General features: G+C 50.5%; 11 protein-coding genes. 6 read left to right on the top strand and 5 right to left on the bottom strand.

Features of this window, described 5'->3' with window-relative positions; translation table 11 throughout:
• Positions 1 to 2: 2 nt before the first annotated feature.
• Positions 3 to 341: a winged helix-turn-helix transcriptional regulator gene (locus KK062_RS09085; protein ID WP_254083967.1), complete on the top strand. Its 339-nt coding sequence runs from the start codon at positions 3 to 5 to the stop codon at positions 339 to 341.
• A 6-nt stretch (positions 342 to 347) separates the two neighbouring features.
• On the opposite strand, the gene KK062_RS09080 is transcribed toward KK062_RS09085, so the two are convergent.
• Together KK062_RS09080 and KK062_RS09075 are read right to left on the bottom strand one after the other, a co-directional pair.
• On the bottom strand, positions 348 to 1,256 hold the full coding sequence (locus tag KK062_RS09080) for a helix-turn-helix domain-containing protein (RefSeq protein WP_254083966.1): 909 nt from the start codon (positions 1,254 to 1,256) through the stop codon (positions 348 to 350).
• A 17-nt stretch (positions 1,257 to 1,273) separates the two neighbouring features.
• Positions 1,274 to 2,284 (bottom strand): aldo/keto reductase, encoded by a 1,011-nt coding sequence (locus tag KK062_RS09075; protein WP_254083965.1) that lies wholly within the window; start codon positions 2,282 to 2,284, stop codon positions 1,274 to 1,276.
• Positions 2,285 to 2,466: 182 nt separating this feature from the next.
• Between KK062_RS09075 and KK062_RS30905 the strand changes: the two genes are divergently transcribed.
• A complete protein-coding gene (locus tag KK062_RS30905; protein WP_254083964.1) occupies positions 2,467 to 4,641 on the top strand; it encodes a choice-of-anchor tandem repeat GloVer-containing protein in 2,175 nt (724 codons plus the stop codon).
• Positions 4,642 to 6,433: 1,792 nt separating this feature from the next.
• Here the strand turns inward: KK062_RS30905 and KK062_RS09065 are convergent.
• Positions 6,434 to 8,203 (bottom strand): DUF262 domain-containing protein, encoded by a 1,770-nt coding sequence (locus KK062_RS09065; RefSeq protein WP_254083963.1) that lies wholly within the window; start codon positions 8,201 to 8,203, stop codon positions 6,434 to 6,436.
• 746 nt (positions 8,204 to 8,949) lie between these two features.
• Here KK062_RS09065 and KK062_RS09060 point away from each other — a divergent pair.
• On the top strand, positions 8,950 to 9,654 hold the full coding sequence (locus KK062_RS09060) for a prefoldin domain-containing protein (RefSeq protein ID WP_254083962.1): 705 nt from the start codon (positions 8,950 to 8,952) through the stop codon (positions 9,652 to 9,654).
• Positions 9,655 to 9,782: 128 nt separating this feature from the next.
• On the opposite strand, the gene KK062_RS09055 is transcribed toward KK062_RS09060, so the two are convergent.
• The gene (locus KK062_RS09055; protein ID WP_254083961.1) at positions 9,783 to 11,474 is read right to left on the bottom strand and encodes a PAS domain-containing protein; all 1,692 of its coding nucleotides are present in this window, start codon (positions 11,472 to 11,474) and stop codon (positions 9,783 to 9,785) included.
• Positions 11,475 to 11,590: 116 nt separating this feature from the next.
• Positions 11,591 to 12,151 carry an RNA polymerase sigma-70 factor gene (locus KK062_RS09050; RefSeq protein ID WP_254083960.1) on the bottom strand — a complete coding sequence of 187 codons (561 nt, stop codon included), beginning with the start codon at positions 12,149 to 12,151 and terminating at the stop codon, positions 11,591 to 11,593.
• A 121-nt stretch (positions 12,152 to 12,272) separates the two neighbouring features.
• On the opposite strand from KK062_RS09050, the gene KK062_RS09045 reads away from it, so the two are divergent.
• The 3 genes from KK062_RS09045 to KK062_RS09035 are packed head-to-tail and all read left to right on the top strand — an operon-like array spanning position 12,273 to position 18,310.
• The gene (locus KK062_RS09045; protein WP_254083959.1) at positions 12,273 to 13,220 is read left to right on the top strand and encodes a FecR family protein; all 948 of its coding nucleotides are present in this window, start codon (positions 12,273 to 12,275) and stop codon (positions 13,218 to 13,220) included.
• Between the two features lie 48 nt (positions 13,221 to 13,268).
• The gene (locus KK062_RS09040) at positions 13,269 to 16,754 is read left to right on the top strand and encodes a SusC/RagA family TonB-linked outer membrane protein (RefSeq protein WP_254083958.1); all 3,486 of its coding nucleotides are present in this window, start codon (positions 13,269 to 13,271) and stop codon (positions 16,752 to 16,754) included.
• 23 nt (positions 16,755 to 16,777) lie between these two features.
• Positions 16,778 to 18,310 carry a RagB/SusD family nutrient uptake outer membrane protein gene (locus KK062_RS09035; RefSeq protein ID WP_254083957.1) on the top strand — a complete coding sequence of 511 codons (1,533 nt, stop codon included), beginning with the start codon at positions 16,778 to 16,780 and terminating at the stop codon, positions 18,308 to 18,310.
• Positions 18,311 to 18,318: the final 8 nt, after the last annotated feature.

Here is an 18,318-nt window from a genome sequence, read left to right as displayed (position 1 = left end):
GAATGCTGACACGCGGAGGATGCCCGAAGAACATGATGTCGATCCGGGATGCTTTAGAAGCCCTGGAAGGAAAGTGGAAGCTGCTGATCTTGTTTTCGCTCGCCACCGGTCCGAAACGGTTTAAAGGGATCTCGAAAGAAGTGGAAGGTATATCCGATAAGATCCTGTCAAAGGAGCTCAAGAACCTGGAGCTGAACAGCCTCATCACCCGCGAGGTATTCGACACGTTTCCACCCACGGTAGAGTATGCCATTACACCGCACGGCCGCTCGCTGGAAAAGGTAATGGAAGAGCTGCACTTTTGGGGACTTGCCCACCGTAAAAAGATCATGGGCAAATAGCCCGTATTACTGATACGATTGCCGGTATTCCAGCGGCGACACGTTGGTCTTGCTCTTGAAAAGTTTGTTGAAGGACTGCGGAAATTCGAAACCCAGGCGGTAGGCAATTTCTGCTACCGATAGGGGAGTGGTGGTAAGAAGCTCTTTGGCTTTGTCGAGCAGCTTATTTTGAATGTGTTGTTTGGTATTTTGGCCCGTATGGGCGCGCAGCATATCGCTCAGATAGTTGGGAGAGATGTGAAGCTTGCCGGCAATGTACTGCACCGACGGCGGTCCCGACGCTTGTATTTTGTCACTGTTGAAGTATTCTTCCAGTAACGTCTCTAGTTTTGTCAGAATATCGTTGTTGGCGGTTTTGCGCGTAATAAATTGACGGTTATAAAAACGGTTTGCGTAATTTAATAACAGATCGATGTGCGATACAATTACATCCTGACTAAAGGAATCAATGGGAGACGCGATCTCCCGGTCGATGCTCTGCATCATGTCGGCAATCATCGCCTCTTCCGTATCCGACAGGTGCAACGCTTCGTATACTGCGTACGAGAAAAAGCCGTATTCTTTGATCTTGGTGGCAAGGGGATAGGATTGAAAAAAATCGGGATGTGCCATCAACAGATATCCCGACACGGGTGCCGGACTCAGCGTCTCAATTTGAATAACCTGCTTGGGTGCCGTGAAAGTCATCACCCCTTCGTTAAAGTCGAAATACTGTTGACCATATTTCATCTTGCCTTCGAAATTCATCTTCAGGGCAATGCAATAATAACTATACGATGCAAAGGCTTCCAGTCGGTGAAGCTCCGAAACGACATCGTCCAGCTTGACCACGCTCACCAGCGGATGTTTCGGTTTATTCAACCCCAGCGTGCTATGCAGTGCTGAGATGGAGTCTACGTAATGTGGTGTTTTCATATGGAAAGAAGATAAAATTAATCAATTAACTGCATACCAAAGTCATCGTAAGCATTGCCCGTCTCGGTGCCCAGCGGAATGATACTTTCAAGTTTTGCCAGGTCATCGCGCGTGAGTGTGATACTGGTCGCGGCAATGTTTTGCTCCAGGTATTTCACGCGTTTGGTGCCGGGAATGGGCAACGACCCTTTCGCAATCGTCCAGGCAATGGCGAGCTGCGTACTGGCAATACCTTTATCAGCAGCCATCTGCTCGATCGCTTGCAGCAGCTCCAGGTTCTTCTGAAACTGTTCTCCCTGGTACCTGGGCATGCCGCGGCGGAAGTCATTCTCCGGCAGGTCATCCGGCTTCCGGAACTGTCCGGAAAGAAAACCTCTTCCGAGTGGCGAATAAGCCACCAGGCCAATACCCAGTTCATGCAAGGTGCCATTGACTCCGGCTTCTTCAATGCTCCGCTCAAACAGCGAATACTCGCTCTGCACGGCCGTGACAGGATGCACTGCGTGCGCTTTACGAATCGTGGCGGAAGAAACTTCCGACAGGCCGATATATTTTACCTTACCCTCTTTCACCAGGGCGCTCATGGCCTCTACCGTTTCCTCAATAGGAGTGCTCTTGTCGAGACGGTGCAGGTAGTATAGATCGATGTAATCCGTATTCAGGTTCTTAAGCGAGCGCTCGACCGATTTCCGGACGTAATCTTTCTTGCCATTGATTGCCCACGTCAGTTTTCCTGCGTCGTCAATCTCCCAACCAAATTTCGTCGCTACTATATAGCGGTCGCGTTGCCCCTGAATCGCTTTGCCGACAAGACGCTCGTTCAGGAAGGGACCATACATATCGGCCGTATCGAGAAAGTTGCCGCCCAGCTCGAATGACCGGTGGATGGTGGCAATGGCTTCGGCCTCGTCCGCCCGGCCATACATGTCGTTGTCCATAAAACCGGTCATGCCCATGCAGCCTAGTCCGATAGCCGGGACGATGAGCCCCTGGCTACCGAGTGAGAGGTGTGTTAATGCTGTTTTCATGAAACAAAGCTCCACATAACGATGCGTCCAAAAGTATCCGAACCCCCGAAGGATGTAGCCGGATTCCTGATTTCTCCAGTTCCAAAAAGCAGGCGTGCAAACACGTACACGGGTTACATATGCCGCCCGAAAACGATATAACCGCAAGACTCTCCGTTTCCGCAATTAAACGCCATACGTCCGTGTTACCGCTCTACCTGCGCCAAAGTCTACTGTGTTTCCTGCCATTTTTCACGATCTGTACTACTTCATACGCCCAGCGTGAGCTTTGGGGCTCGTCCATGTCGGGAGGAAATTATAACAATGGGTTTATATTCCGCTCCGACTCCATCGGCGACAATTTGCAAATCGTACACCATTTCAAAACCGACATCGACGGCGAGAACATCAGCGCGCTGACACTGGCCGGTAACAATAAGCTCTATGGCATGGCGGCCTCGGGTGGCTCGGCGTCGGCGGGTATATATTCCAGCGGTACGCTATTCGAATACGACCCGACCACCGATCAGTTTCGTGTACTGGCTGTCTTCGGTACCAACATCACCGGTCTCCCATCAAATCCGACCCTTCCACGGGCAGAAGGAAAGCCGGTATTGACAGAGATCCGACCCGGCGTGCTATACGGACTTTTGCGTCAGGGAAGCTATGTATTTTCCTATAACATCAACACGGGCGAGTTCAGCAGGCCTTTCACTGTCCCAACCTATACGGGCGATGCCATGAACAGCACCTTGCAAAATAAATTAAACCGGGGGTTCTACAAGTTTGGTAACTATTGGTACGCGACCACGTCCACCAATTCTCAATGTCCCATTGCCAGCCCATATTCGGGCTCCTTTATGCGCATGGACGCCAATGGCAACGGCATCGAGGTGTTTTTCAGGGCCGGCTGTCTGGTGTCGGACGGTTATTCCTACGACGGCTCTCTTGCCGAAGTAAACGGGAAGCTCTATGGAACGACGGCATACGGTGGGACGGGCAACAGCGGCGTGATCTATGAATACAACCCTACCGCAAACACCTATACCAAACTTTATGACTTCGTCGATTATCCCTATAGCTACCAGGTGCAGTCGTTGATATCGGTTGGCAATGGCAAGCTCTATGGCACCGCCCACGGTGGTGGTATCCCCGAGCCGGGTCCCGGCCTTCCTGCCGGTGGTGGTATACTGTTTGAGTTCGATATTGCAACAAAAATCTTCACGAAGAAGTATAGCTTCACGATTGCAGGCCAGTCGATCTATGACCTGGGTGTTTTTCCCACGCCACTGATCCACGGCAAGAACAAGAAGCTCTATGGCGCCACGCAGTATGGCGTCTTTGAATACAATCCGACCGACGGTGCCATGCGCACGGCAGGTCGCTTCCATGGCGTAGGCTACGCTCCGTCACTGATACCTATTTGCCGCAAGCCTGCCTACACACCACTCGAACAAACAACCTACTCCGTCTGTGCTGATGCCCCCTTTACGGTCGACCTTGGCAGCAACAATACCACGGCCGCCGGCTGGAAACACGACGGCGTACTGGATGATAAACAAACCACCACAACACTCCAGTTCCAGGCCTTCACATCAGCCCATGCCGGCACCTGGGTCTGCACAATGACAAATGAATGTGGTACAACCGTGTCGCAAACTATAACCTTGCAGTTTGGTTCTCCTGCCCAGCCGGTGATTACCGCAAGCGGACCTCTTGCGTTTTGCTCAGGCGGAAGCGTTACGCTATCTGTCCCGGAAGGGTTTAATGAATATCACTGGAACAACGGTGCCACCACTCACTCGATTGAGGTGAACGAGAGCGGAGGCTATGATGTTTCCGTAGACAACGGCTGCCCCAGCCCACTATCGGCGGTAGTGAACGTAACGGTGCATGCTTTACCGGCCACACCAACATTGACAGAAGATGCTTCGGGCACGACCTTAACGGCCACCAGCAACGCCGATACCTATCGATGGTCACTAAACGACGTTGTGCTACAAACACACGCGGCCACCATCACGGCGACGGAGTCCGGCGTCTACAAGGTATATAGCATAAGCGAAGCAGAATGTGTTTCCGCTGGCTACGCGTCTCGCCAAATCGTTATTACGGGAATGGAAGAGCATTCAGATCAGGCACTGAAAGTTTATCCCAACCCCAGCAGGGGCGTATTGCAGATACGTGTGAACAATGCTTTGCACGGTACAGCTTCGGTGTCGGTGGTCAATGCGCAAGGAAACGTAGTGCATGCGCAGACAATCACCCTGACGAAAGAACCCGCCACGATATCGCTGGAACATCTCCCTGCGGGGCTGTATAGCTTGGTGATCCACAGAGACATTATCGTCCTGGTAAAGAAAATTGTGATTCGTTAGCGTCGAACGACAAAGATCGTTGTTTGGGGCTGGTGTGAGCTCGTGTGCTGCCTGCGTTGCAGCGGGTTGGGATGTACCAGTACAGTCCACGTCCTGCACCCCTACTGGAACGACATAGCTATAAACCCTGGCCTTCTGTTTCTCTGTCACGGTTTCCTTTGTTGTGTAGACATAGCGTAACGTCGGCTGTTGCGCGACGTCCGGTGCTTTTTCCAAGGCTATAGGTGACATACTTTCAGCCACTACCGGCGTATCGATCACACGTGCTGCATCGGCTTCGCTTCCGTCGTCTTCCGGAGCTTCTCCGGATGCCCCATCCTTCCCCTGCAGGGCCATAATCTTCGCCGCGCCGACCCGGGGTATTTCTCTGATCTTTCCGTTTTCGCGAAACGCGCCATATTCGATGCCGATGGACAGCATCAACGTCCACGAATCGTCCGGCGGAAGTGCCGCATCCATGGCGAGCTCCAGTGTGGTACCGGGCATACCTTCCAATGAAGGATTCCAATCTGTCGAAGTATCTATTGAATTGTATTCCCGGCTATACCAGGTTGGCGGCAGGTACTCCTTGGACGGCACGTCGTATGTTACGTCTGGTACAATCCCCAACGTGACGGTCAGGCGAAACATAGCATGATTATTCTGCGGGAAATAGTTAATATCACGCAGCAGCTCAGGGAGGTCGATGCGTGCCGAACGCTTTTGGCGGTCCACCGTATAATAGATAGGCGCGCGCACAATGGAGTCGAAGGTCGGGGCTTTTAGCGTGGTCGAGAAACCTTCGAGCAGGCGCGTATGTTCGGAGAGCGTAATACGGCGGCGGCCCCATTCGCTGGTGCCATCGCGAAGTTGTACCTGGCGCATGATGCTGTTGATGTCACTGCCGAAATTATAGTCCGATAGATGCCGGATCTGAATCAATGCCTTGCGCACGTAGCTGCCGTGGCGCGAGCAGCCACCGAATTCCGACATGGTGCGGCGCGTATTTGCAAAGCTGTCGGCCTTTTTTACTTTTTCGCCGCTAGGCCCGCCTTTGCGCCGGACGACAATCCCGTCGACGCCGCGCATGCGGTAAGCGCTTAACATGTCCAACTTGCCGGTAAAGGCGAACGGTCCTTCGAGAAAGGGCATAATCAATTAGTTTTATGGGTAACGAGAGGGTTTTAGACAACATCAAATTTGGTAACGGTGTCTAAATCGAATGTACGAAAAGTATGACGTCTTCCTATATACCGAATAAATTAATTTTAGAATAGTAAATTTTATGAAGAAGATATTCAATAGCTATATAAGTATTGGATATTTACTGGTTAATCCTTACTTAACTATTAGATATCTATTGGATATGTTAGAAGTTGGGTAGAATCATACCTGATTTTTCGGGGGTTTTTGAAATGGAGCTGATGGCTGAAGTTGGTCTGCCGTCGGAGCTGATGGGAACGAAGGCTGTTGGACGCAACGTTCCCCGCTTTTTTTAAGTTGACAAAGTAGGACTAAGTAAGTCGACGAATAATGTTAACCATTCCGGTTTGTCCGTCGTAAGAAGGCATTACAATAGTTTGACTACCTTTATTTTTCTTTCCCTAAGAAGGCTGATGATTCTAAGAAGTTTTTGGCGAACATGGATTTCCTAAGGCTTTCTTGAAGCGTTTCAGGTAAGTTCTAATCCTCAAAGTATTCTGCGCTTGGCACGTTTTAGCACGAGCCTCTGCCCTGGTGAAGGGTGGAGGCTCGTGCGAGTACCTTGGTCTCTGGAATGTCAAAGCATGTTTTAAAGTTCTTTTGAGTCCTTTCATTGCGCGTCGTCCCATTGGGTACTCGCAAATTTTAGCATGTCTTCCGTTCTTTCTTTAATATCGTTTTCAGTCCACTGCATCCGGACTTCACCTGCTCTGGTCTGTTTTACATCATTTAAATGTTTTAATGACACGCGATTGTAGACGGTCAGTTTGATTTCGAAACTGTTCTGCCCTGCTTCGGAATTTAGTCCCGGTGTCAGCAATGTTAGATTTCCTAATTGATGCAGGCAAGCTTTATATGCGATTGGCTTAAAATGTTTCCATTGCGGAAGCGTTGGTGTGTTGTCGCCTTGTGGAAGAATATGTTCGATAGAATTGTTTGGACTTTCTTTCCAGATTTTAGTCCATTCCGTTGTATTCAGCTGAGAATTATCTTGAGTGAGCAAGTATTCTTCATATCTAAATAGAAAATATCGAAGGCTGGTTTGCCAACCGGTATAGCAGTCACCTTTGCGCAGGATATCTATCGCTTTTCCGATAGGATATTCGGATCCGATTTCTTTAATAAGTTTTTTCATTCCCTCAACGGTCAAGCTGGAGTCGTTGTAGATGCTTTTGGCAGCTCTCACGTAATCCCCCAGTTTTGATCTTGAATCTTTGTCATACATGCCATAAATCCTGAATGTCACTCTTTCCCAAGCATCAATTAAGATTTCCCGATCAGCTTCACTGAGATCGTCTCTCAGCATAATTGCCAACGCGAGGAGGCGGGCTTGTGTAATTCCCGTTACTGAATTCCGGCGAAAGTCTCCGTATAGTCGCGCGAGTTTCTCGGTTACGTTTTTAATCCAGAGTGTCACTTCGCCGATCCTACGGACTTTATCACTTGTGTCGGCTCCTGTGCTGCAATGACGTCGGAAAAAAATGATAGAGTCTTCAGGACCTAAGTTACGTCCAAATATTTCATCGCTATTTAGTGTCGCTGTAAATCGGATGATTTCATGCCCGGGAATACTATGTTTTCCGAGATGTTTATAAATATCAGACCAATACCGATGATGCTCAACTAGATGATCCTTAAAAATCGTATTATTCCCTGTGTCGTCCGTCCCGTATTCATGGAGTAGGCCCATGAGAATGCTTTTAGTCTTATCCAACCAATCGACGTCAAGACCGCGGCCATTCAGCACCTCAAATACTGTATAGACGCTGCCTGAATCTTCTACAGTGTGGAATACGAAAAAGAGCGAGTTTTTTACTAATGTTAGAAGTTCTATTTTATCTGGCCATTCATCTACAAACTTCTCACAATCAACGATTGCCTGGGCCAGGTTTTTATCAGCATTTGTTTCCAACGCTGAAGAGTCAGGACCAGCACCTTTCGTGAGATACTTTCTGAGGATTTCGCGATTGTCGTGATTATTCTGAAGAATGATCAAACTATCGTCTTCCTTTACCAACAGTCTATGTAAATCGTCTGCTTCGCGGCTTGCTTGCTGGGTATTTATTTTAGCAACAACTTTGGCAATTGCCTTAAATAGTATTACTAAAGTCGTTATTCTTTGTTGACCATCTACAATCTCGTAAACTGTATGTTTTGTCGATCCAACCGTTTTAATTTCTTTGGTTTGGTAACACACGACTGTTGCCATAAAATGTGTGCGATCGGTTACTTTGCTCTGTACTTGGTGTAACTTTTTTAAGTCATTAAAAAGATCTGCCCTCTGTTCCTGGGTCCAACTATAATGACGTTGGTACTCGGGAATTCTGAATAGTTTATTCGATACGATATCAATTAAAGACTTAAACTCAGGTTGGATCATAGATTAATGCTTTCGGTTAAACGTGTGATTTTAATAGACATTTAGAAAATAGGTTTGGCTTTGTCGGGAGTCCTGAAGACTCTCACCGGTCGTAGTGTACACTTAATTGATGTTGCTACGTACTCGCCTTTATGTGCTACATTTTTCCTTGCCAAAATAGGAATAATCAAAAGAAAGTAAATGCGTTATAGACTTTGTTGTGTGTAACGCGCACTTTGCCAACCCTTTTACTTTTCTGTTGTTAGTGGACGGATTAGTACCAGATGTGCGAATTCTCCGTGAAGGGAATTTAACGTATGCTTATTATTAGGTAGACGATTCCGGAGAGGTCAATAAAATGATCCAGGTTAATAGTTCGCCTTTGAGTCCGGCCAATAGACCTTTAAATAATCTCTCTGGCATAAATGAATATACGGATTTTTTTAGACTAAGTTCGGCTAACGGCCGCGGTCTGGTTTATTTGTGTGCCTTTTTATTGGAAGGCTGATCACGCTAAGTAGTTTTTTAAAAAAAAATGGGATTTTCGGGCTTTTCAAAGGCGCTCTGGTAAGTCGTAATTCCAAAATTATTCTTGTAGGGCATATTATGACCTTACTCGGAGTTTCAACGGCTTTTGCAACAGACTCAAATGGCGGTACAGATTAGCTTTTGGCTTTCGCGTATGGAAGTATTAAATTGTGGCATCAAAAGAAAATACTCGTTGTTTGAAGATAGATAGTCTGTAGTTGTTTCATTGAATCATCTCTATGAAAAAGAAAAGAAATAAAATGATTTTGTGGATATTTTTGGCTCCGTGTTTGATTTTACTCTCCTTTTCTATCTTTCTATTTGGGGATATGCCAATTAGTTCCGAGCCACCTGATTGGAGTGATGGCTTAAACTTCCTGGGGTTGTTTTTTGTATCGTTGTCATTATATTTTATTTATATACAGGCGGAGACGCAGAATATTCGAGATGAACTCAATAGAATTAATGCACTCCTGGACGAAATTTCCAGCTTAATTGAAACGATTCAATATTCGTCTAAGACGGGGACTGACGCTATTATTTTATTCGCAAAGGAATATGTCGTTGGAGGAACTCCACATCCAAGAGTAGTTATAGACAAAATTCAGTATTCAATTTGTCTCATACGGGTCTGTCTTAGTGATTTGACTAAGATCAACGATAGAACAGAGACTCTTCGGATCGCCCAGAAGGCATGTTTGCTATTCTATACTCATTTGTATTTCACTATAACATCATTGGATAAAGAAGGGAAGTGCCTTCTTGTGAAGTTGGAACCGCAGTATAATCAGTTTAAAGATCAGTTTACCGACTTGCAGAAAATATCTTACTACTTACTTCGAAAGTGGAATTTGGTAGGACCGCATCACGAGTCTGAAAATTTTTTGTCTCTTCGTGGCGAAGAATTTGGTGAACTAAAGGACGTCTATCGGTATTTTAATTGAAGTTTTCTTGGCGAGTTCTGAGTTCGTATGACGACTCTGTGTCGGCGTGCCGGGAGTCTGAAGATCCGACCAGGGTGGCGTGAGTCCTCGCCCCACTGCGGGGAGGAGACTCACGTTGGCCACAAGTATTATGTCCCCTTCACTTCCCTCGCAAAACAGGCAATTGTAGCGATCTCTCCTTTCAAATCCCGCATCGGAGCGTATCGCGATACGATCTGCAGCTCATGCCCGTTCACCATCGATAGATCCGCATGCTCAAACTCTTCGCCTGCGAAGGCGCGATCGTACCGTTCCTTGTGCGCGGCATGCGCTTCCGGCTTTAAGATCGAGAAGAAATCAAATCCTTTCTTAACCTTCACGCCCATCTGCTGCATGCGTTCGGCAAAGCGGGTGTTGAAGGTATCAATACGATATTTACGATCCAGGGTGAAGATGGCATCGCCCGAGTGGTTGATGAGCTCGCTGAAGTATTGCTCGCGCGCATCCATTTCATTCATGGCGCGTACCATTTCATCTTGCTGCGCGTTGAGCTCTTCCATGTTCTGGCGCATTTCTTCTTCCTGCGATTTGAGCTCTTCGGCTTGCTGCTGGGATTCGAGCAGCATGGCTTCAGTCTTCTTTAGCTGAGTCCGCTGGTCGGTAATGTCGCGGGCGATCAGACTTACGCCGATGATGGTGCCGACGGTATTGCGGAGCGGGTTATAGGTGACGTGGAAGTCGCGGTCGAAGTGGTGGCGCAACGGTTCTTCTACGTGCTCTCCGGCCAGGGCGCGCAGGTAAGGCTGCTTGAATTGCTCTTCGCGGCCCGGGGCCATGGCCAACAGGCTGTTGCCCGGGTCCACCGGTACGCCGTAGCGGGAGAACAGCGTGCGGAAGGCTTTGTTGGCGACCATGATCTGAAAGCTCGGATCGACGGTGACAATACAATCGTCGATGCCTTCGATGATCTCGTTATAGTATAATTGGTTGTCGCGGGCGCGCTGCATTTGGCGCGACACCTCTTCCTGCGTGGCGACAAGCTCTTCCATGTTCTGGCGCATTTCTTCTTCCTGCGACCTGAGCTGCTCACCGGCCGCCTGGCTGTCTTGGAGCAGGGTGCGGGTGCGGCGTGCCGTGCGGGCGCTGGAATAGAGGGCGGCGATGTTCTCGGCGATCTTCTTGAGGAACTCGATCTTATAGGGTTCTACCGCGCGGAAGGATGCCAGTTCCAGGACTCCGACAATCTCGCGGTCCAACAGGAGGGGGACGATCACCACGCAACGGGGGGTGGCTTCGCCCAGTCCCGAGGTAATGCGGATGTAGCTGCGGGGTACGTCGCTGAGGTAGACGAGGTCTTTTTCCAGGAAGCATTGGCCGATCAGGCCTTCGCCGATGCCTACGCGCATGTCTACATGTTTCTTTTTCTCGTACGCATAGGCACTGATCAGTTGCAGGTGGGCGTCGTCGGGATCGTCGTCGTTGAGTACGAAGATGGCACCCTGGCTTACGCCAAGGTAGTTTACCAACTTGGAGACTACCTGGTCAAATAACTGATGGATGTCGTCCTGCTGTTGGCGCAGGATGTCCGTGAATGTGGCCAGGCCACGGTTGATCCAGTTCCGCTGTTCTTCCTCCTGGTTGAGCTCGACCATGCGGTCGCGCAACGAGGTCAGGGCCAGTCCGAACTCGGACTGCTGATCGCCTTCGTAGATGGCCTGAAGATTGCCGGATTTAATGGATTCCAGGAATTTAATGGCCTCGGTCAGTTCCAGGCGCAGGGAATCGTTGGTATTGGACGCGGCATCCCACCGGTCTTTTTGCAAAAGCATATACCTTTTCATGCAGGGCAGATAGTCTTATAGTTGGCAAACGCAATCTCAAAGATATTGAAATAATTTACCCGTTTACGGGTGAAAGTACCCTTGCTATATATTTTTTATGGTACTATACCCTTTCGTCAGGAGTTACCCGATGTCAGAATGGCTATAATAATGTAAACTACCCGGTCCAGCTTGATCCGTAGCTTTTTCAGCGCGATGGTTATGTGATATTCCACGGCTTTGGCCGACACCTGCATGCGCTTGGCGATCTCTTCGTTGGTATAGCGGTCAAAACGGCTTAACCTGAAGATCGTTTGGGTCGTGGGGGGAAGCTTGGCAAGCTCCTGGTTCAGAAGGTCGAGCGTCTCTTCATAGGCCAGTGTCTCATCCGTTGCATATACTTCTTCGCGATAGCTATGCGTGGCGGAGCGGATCAGCTTTTCGCGACTGGCCAGCGAATCATATTGATCGTAAATCTTGTTCCGCATACAACGAAACAGGTATGCCGGCAGGTCTTGTACATGGCTGAGCTCGGCACGTTTCATCCAGAGGTGTACAAAAACATCCTGGACCAGCTCTTGTGCTGTGGTCCGGTCCCGGAAATAGTTGTAGGCAATCGAGTAAAGCTTCGCCCAGAAGACTTCATAGATCTCCGCAAATTCCACATCGGTCATGCCTTCCTTCCGGGTGCTGAACATATTGGGTTAGGTGTTGGTGTAGGGAAGTTATAAAAAAATGTAATCGATGTAAAAAATATTGCAATCGATTTAGGGTGTCGGGTACCCACAACCTTCATACAGATAGAAACCTTATAGTAAAATGGACTATTACCCTCTTGGGGACCTGATTCGACGGCATCGGGCAGGAACTCTATTGCCGCATGAGCGCCAACAACTCGAAGACTTCTGGCAACGGGCCATGGAAGATACTTCCTACCTGGACAGCTTGTCACCGGAGGACCGGGTGCTGTTAAAAGAGACCATGTTCGCGGAAACGCGTCGGCAAATCATACGGTTGGAGCAGCCCGCGCGTCGGTGGATATATACTGCGCAGGCCTATCGCATGGCAGCCGCAGTATTTTTGCTGTTGGCGGCCACGGTGGCATTGTACTGGAAGATAAACGCCATGACTACTATTTATAGTCTGCCCGGCGAACGGATCAGCGTGATGCTGCCCGACAGCTCGCAGGTGACTCTCAATGGGAACTCGACGTTGCGGTATGCAACCGATTGGAGAAAAGAGGGGAAAAGAGAGGTCTGGATAGACGGTGAAGCCTTTTTTGCGGTGCGCCACACCGAGCTCCATACCAAGTTCGTCGTGCATACTTCCCAGGAATTGAACGTCGAAGTGCTGGGTACAAAATTCAATGTGCGCAGCCGCTCGGAACGGTCTGAAGTGATGCTGACGGAAGGCAAAGTAAAACTCGAGGTAGTGAACGGCACCGGTGCCCCGGTATACCTTCGCCCCGGCGAGCTCGCCTCCGTCGTGGGCACGACGGTGTCGACTCATCAAGTGGAAGAGCATCGGTACACATCGTGGTTGCATCAGACACTGGTATTCGACCGCACACCGTTGGCCGAAGTAGCTACCCTGTTACACGACACCTATGGATTAGAAGTCACGTTTGTCGGTCCAAGACTGGAGCACCGTGAGCTCTCCGGCGAGATTTCCTCGGCCACGGTAGAGGATGTATTATATGCCATTGCCGAGACCTTCGATCTCGAAGTACACCGCGAGGGCCAGCATGTGACAATATCATCACCCTAAGATACTAACAATCAATTATATCAATTTAACCCAAAAACCAAACCCAATATGTTATATCGCTACAACTATAACGCCATACGAATGCTCTGCGGCATGCTGGTACTGACGCTGCTGCCGCTGCTGCTGCCGGCGCAGGACGGCATGCTGGCACAGGCGGAACGCAGAACAGGTACCCGACCGCTACCCGATGTGCTGGAGGAAATTCGCGACCATTTTGCCATCACGTTCATTTACGAGCCTGCCGCGGTAGAAGGAAAACAATTTTCCGGAACGTTACCGTCCCGCGAAAAAATAGAACATGTCTTATCATACGTACTGGACCCGTTGGGATTAAAATACAAAAAGATCAATAGTCGTACGTATTCCATCTTTCCCAAAGCGCGTACACGCCCGGCGGCCGACGCGCAGCTCTCGCAAGTCAATGCAGAAAGCACCGCTGATATATTTCTCACCCCGATAACATCGGTGAGTACGACGGAAGCGCTGACTGCTGCCTTTGCTGATATCGTTGTGAGCGGCAAAGTAACGGACGATGCCGGTAGTCCGCTGCCGGGTGTAAATATCCTGCTGAAAGGAACGGCGCAAGGGGTAACGACCGATACCGATGGACGCTTCTCGCTGTCTGTACCGGATGGAAGTGCGGTACTGGTCATTACCTTTATTGGCTATGTATCACAAGAAATTACCGTCGGTACACAAACAAGCCTGAACATTGTGTTACAACCCGATGTACAGCAACTGAATGAAGTGGTGGTTGTAGGATACGGTACGCAACGGCGTTCGTCGGTTACCGGTGCTGTAACGACAGTCTCTTCCAATGAAGTAGCGGCCTTGCCCGTAGCCGGTGTGGATGCCGCCATACAAGGCCGCGTGCCCGGTGTGCAAGTGACCAACAACGGTAGTCCCGGTACTACACCATCTGTTCGCATCCGCGGTATCGGATCGATCACGGGGTCGTCTCAACCGCTTTATGTAATTGATGGTTTTCCGCAAGCCGGAAACCTGAATAACATCGATACCAAAGACATTGAATCGGTAGAGGTACTGAAAGATGCCGCAGCATCTGCTATTTATGGCTCGCGTGCGGCCAACGGTGTCATTATCATTACCACCAAAAGCGGCTCCCGCGATAACAAGGTACACATCGATGTAGACGCTTACTATGGCGTACAGAAGGCCTGGCGCCAGCTCGACTTGTTGGGTACGGACGATTATGTCAGGTACGGCACCACCCTGCTGACAAATGCGGGCAGTGAATTGCCGAAACGATTCTCGGCCATGGATGATCCGGTCTATGCCGGCGCCACGCAAACCTACCGGCAGACTAACACCGACTGGCAGGATGCGATGTTCCGCACGGCCCCGATTTCGCAAGTGCAGGTGTCGTTGTCGACCGGAACAGAGAAGTCTAAGTTGTATACTTCCGTGAGCCGGTTTCAGCAGGAGGGCATCATGCTCGGCACGGACTTCGATCGTTACAGCTTGCGCCTGAATTACGAGACGCGCATCAGCAACCGTTTTACCTTTGGTGAGAACATGAGTATTTCGACGGCGAACATCCAGAACCAACCCGAAAGCGGTGCCCGCACCATGGTGCAGCACCTCATCCGGTCGGTACCCTATATCCCGATATACGATCCGACGCTGGCGGGTGGCTTCCGTGCGCCGAGCGGCAACGACGGCTCCGACCCCGAGAACCCGGTGCGCATTGCCACGATGGACGTCAACAAGGACAATGTCATGAACCTGATCGGCCGCGCCTATATTGACGCCCGCATTGTCGATGGTCTGCATTATCGCTTTACCGCCGGGTTGAACTACTCTGTCTTACGCCATACTGAAGACCTTCCTATTTATAGTGACAGCTTCAACGGCCGCACGACGCACAACATTGTAGACAACCGCACGACGACGCTATCGCCGTATTATTCCAATCAGTTGACATTCGATAAAGTTATCGGTTCGCATACGCTTAACGTTGTGGCCGTAGCCGAGCGTCAGGACAACGCCATCCAGGTGCTCAATAGCTCCGCCCAGCATGCCCGCAACGACATTGGCCAGATGGACGGAACGGCCAACCCGGCCGTGAGCGGTAACCTGAACGAGAATGTGCTGCTGTCGTTCCTGGGACGTGTGAACTATGAGTATAAATCAAAATACCTGCTAAGTGCGTCGCTTCGTCGCGATGGCTACTCGGGCTTTTCGCCCGACAACCGGTGGGGAAGCTTTCCCGGTGTGTCGGTGGGATGGCGCCTGAGCGAAGAGGCCTTCTTGCAGTCTGTGCCGGCGATATCGGAATTGAAGGTGCGTGCGAGCTATGGCTCGCTGGGTTCTATTTCCAGCGTGGGTTCGTATGAGTACCAGTCTTTCATCAGCTCCAATACGGCTTATGACTTTAACAATGTCGCGACGCCCGGTTCCTACTACGAGCGCCTGTCGAATCCCAACCTCACGTGGGAAAAAACCAACATGATCAACTACGGTATCGATGTGGGGTTGTTTGCCAATGCGCTGACCTTTTCGGTGGAGTATTTTGTGCGTAACACCGACGACCTGTTGCTTGACGTAAACGCCACACCCTCGCTCGGCTTCACGGCGCCCACCAAAATGAACGTGGCAAAAATGAAGAACTGGGGGAGTGAATTTTCCGTGGGGTACACGCGGGCCGTGGGCGCGCTGACGTTTAACCTGGCGGCCAACGTGGGCATTATCCGCAATGAAGTGAAGAGCCTCAATACTCCGAATGCGGCGCTCTTTAGTGGTAACAATGCTGACTTTGGCGGCTTTAATATAGCCCGCACCGTGGCAGGACGCCCGATACAGGAATTTTATGGCTATCAGACCGATGGCATCTTTCAAAATACGGAAGAGATCCAGGCGGCCAACGCATTGGACGGTGATCCTACGACCAAATATCAAAACAACGCTGCCCCGGGCGACATCCGCTTTAAAGACATCAACGGCGACGGCGTGATCGATGCGTCCGACCAGGCAAGCCTGGGCAACTACCTGCCCGATTTTACCTACGGTGTAAACCTCTCGGCCAACTTCCGCAACTTCGACCTGACCGTTTTCCTGCAAGGTGTACAGGGCAATTCCATCTACAACGGCACAAAGGTGCTGGAACAAGGTATGCTGCGGTTGTTTGGCGCCGGCACGGCGGTGAACAATGCCTGGACAGAGACAAACCGGAATACCGATGTACCCCGCGCGGTGAGCGGCGATCCGAATCAGAACTCACGCACATCCGATCGCTTTGTGGAAGACGGTTCCTTCCTGCGGATGAAGAATATCAGCCTGGGCTATAGCTTGCCCGGGACGCTGGCGCAGGATATGACACGCGGCACGCTGAAGAAACTTCGCGTGTATGTGTCGGCACAAAACCTGTTTACGATTACCGACTACACGGGCTATGATCCCGAGATCGGCAACCGCTATCAGAACACGACAGGGAATACGCTGATCAACGGCATCGACTACGGTCAGTTTCCATCGCCCCGCACGGTGATGGCCGGTATACAGTTAGGTTTTTAAAGGATCGATAAAGAAACAGCATCATGAGAATCAACATCACAACTATACTGTTAGCCGCCACCGCGACGTTGCTGGCAAATGCCTGCGGCGATTCGGCCCTCGACAAAAAGAGCGAGAACTATGTGCAGGTCGATAACTATTATCGTACTGTAGACGAGCTTTCGCGTGCCCTCACGGGCGCCTACGCCATCTTGCAAAGTAACAACCTGGGCGGACGGGAATACTTTTTCCTGCACGACTTGCGCTCGGACGACGTGACGGCCGGTGGCGGCCAGCTGGAAACGCCGCGCAACCAGCTGCTGATCGGCTCGCACGGCCCCACCAACGCGGTGATGACGTCGGTCTACAACGGCCTGTTCCGTCTGATACATCGCGCCAACGCCATCATCCAAAATGCGCCGGAGGCTACCGGCGATGCAGAGCTGAAGAAACGTTTGGTTGCCGAATCTCGCTTCTTACGTGCCTGGGCGTATTATCAGCTGGCAGGGTTCTGGGGCGGCGTGCCGCTGTATACCGCCACGCCCATACAGTTTGAAGACTCCGAACCGCAAGCGCGCAGTAGCGCTACCGAGATTTGGAACTTTGTTTACACCGAGTTGAACGCCGTTGTCCCCGACCTGCCGGAGGAGTATAACAAAAACGATTTCGGTCGTGCCGGTCGCGGCGCGGCGCTGATGGTATTGGCGAAGGCCTATATCTTTAACGGCGACTACACCAACGCCAAAACCCGTCTGGAGGCCATCAAAGACCTGGGGTATACGCTTACCGATAATTACTTTGATAATTTTACCGAGGAGACAGAATACAATCAGGAGTCGATCTTTGAGCTGTCGTATACGTCTGGCGGCAACTATAACTGGGACGCCGACGGCAATGCCACGCAAGTAAACGAGTCGTGGATCCGCTCACAGGAATATTCGGCTGTGGGATGGCGCAACCTGATTCCTTCCAATAGTTTGCTGGCGGAATACGAGCCCAACGACCCGCGCCTGAAAGATACCTTCTACTTTATCGGCGATACCTACGGCGATCCGGGTGCGCCGCTGGAGCTTACAGAAGACAAAGTGCAGGGTAACAAAAGTATTTTTAACGGTGTAGAGCAGAAGGTGAGCTGGAAGAAATACTCCGTGATGTACAAGCTCGACCCCGGAGGCTTTTGGGATAAGATCGGGATCAATTACCGCATGTACCGCTACGCGGATGTGTTGCTGATGCTGGCCGAGTGCGAAAACGAAGTCGGCTCTCCCGATGCGGCCATTGATTATCTCAACGAGATCCGCAACCGGCCGAGCGTAAACATGCTGGAGTATCCTACGGCGGAATATCCTGTCAACTCGCAGGCGGAGATCACGCGGGCCATCATTCACGAACGTCGCGTCGAGCTGGCGGGAGAGGAAGTCCGCAACTTTGATATTCTGCGCTGGCGCAAAGACGAGAAGCTCGCCACGGAACCAATTTCGTATTACGCCCCGATGTATGAGTTGTTGCCGCTGCCGCAGGACGAATTGAACAACAATCCCAACATTACCCAGGACGATCAGAACCAGGGGTATTGACCCAGTCT

It is taken from the genome of Dawidia cretensis (genome assembly GCF_018598175.1).
Taxonomy (GTDB): Bacteria; Bacteroidota; Bacteroidia; order Cytophagales; family Cyclobacteriaceae; genus Ohtaekwangia; species Ohtaekwangia cretensis.
Note: the sequence above shows the minus strand (reverse complement) of the source record. Positions and strands in the feature narration are given on the sequence as shown.